The sequence below is a fragment of the Candidatus Symbiopectobacterium sp. NZEC135 genome, assembly GCF_025962695.1.
Genome location: NZ_JAGFPF010000506.1, coordinates 1 through 1,293, shown reverse-complemented (window position 1 = coordinate 1,293; position 1,293 = coordinate 1). Strand labels below are relative to the sequence as shown.

The 1,293-nt window shown below is 53.1% G+C and carries 1 protein-coding gene; it reads right to left on the bottom strand.

The window, feature by feature from the left end; all coding sequences use genetic code 11:
- Positions 1-102: 102 nt before the first annotated feature.
- Positions 103-1,188, bottom strand: coding sequence for a DUF1176 domain-containing protein (locus J5224_RS28275; RefSeq protein ID WP_264628431.1), 1,086 nt, complete (start codon positions 1,186-1,188; stop codon positions 103-105).
- Positions 1,189-1,293 lie beyond the last annotated feature (105 nt).

The window sequence follows — 1,293 nt, the reverse complement described above, 5'->3', positions numbered from 1 at the left end:
CAGCAATCCGCGTTCAGAACGTACACGCACCTTCCTGTCGCAGATCCTGCACTAATTGATGTAACGGCCCGCGTCAGGCGTGGGCCGTTTACCGAACAAACGCTATTTAAAGGTTGATACCCGCATCGGGATATCCCACGCGCCCCCATTGCGGATGTAACGACAGCGCCCGGTCCAACTTTTGGCACTGTACACAAAGGCTTTGCCATTCCATTGCCACGATTTGGTGGACCAGCAATCCCCCACGCTACGCCCGCGCATAATCCATACAATGGCACCGTTCTGGTAGTCGTTGGCCATCATACCTACGTCAATCAGCTGCGCGGGGCGCTTCATCAGGGTATCCACCAACCAGAATTTGGAACCCCCGTTATAGGCAGCCATCCAGCAAGGCGCGATGACCAAGGACTGCGTTTTATTCAAGCGAGCAATCTGCCAAGGCAGGTGGTCACTGTTAAGCTGGTCGTCGGTGCAGTCAAAAGCATCATCCCCTACCAGGGTTTTCATCAGCGCTGGTTTGAACCGGGCTAATTCCTGTGCGGTCATGTCGCGCGCCGCCTGGTCTTTGACGGGCGCTTTGATAATCACCGGTGCGGCAATCGGAGCTTTAACGTTGGAATCATCCTTTTTGCCGGTTTTATAGATCGCGCCACGCGTACCCATTCGCCCCTGAACCCGGTCCATTTGCAGCATTACAGCGCTGGAACCTGCATTGGAAAGGGGATACTCGGCCAGCTTATCCTTAAATACAATCGGCTTGTCACGACGCAGCGCACGAAGAAAAGCAGCATACTGCGTCGCATTCATACGCCAACTGATTTTTTTTCTATCAGCGACCTGCAACACCCCCAGTACGCGCCCAGCAATGATCAATTGGGGCGTTCCGCGCATCGCCAATACGTCATCGTGGCCCAGCCCATCGCTCAGCATCACCTGATTATCCACCGGCGTGCCAGCGCCAGCTTTACGCGTTAATAAGACGCTAACGCCAAATGTCACACTGTCGGGAGAATAGCCCGACACACGACAAGTCAGCGTGTTATCACACACCAGATCCCATTCTTTATGGGTGAAATACACGGAATCATAGTTGGCGACAGCGGAGAATATCGTAAGAAACAGGGCAAAAAACAGGCCAGCAGAGAGCCCCTGCCGAGACGTGGCGCGAAGTCGATAAGCAGCATCCATTACTGGAATTCCTTTCCTAAGCATGAATATAGATTTAAACCAAACAAAAAAACCCACCGTCTTTCCACGGAAGGTTTTTTGTGTTTCTGGCAGGGGCGGAGAGAC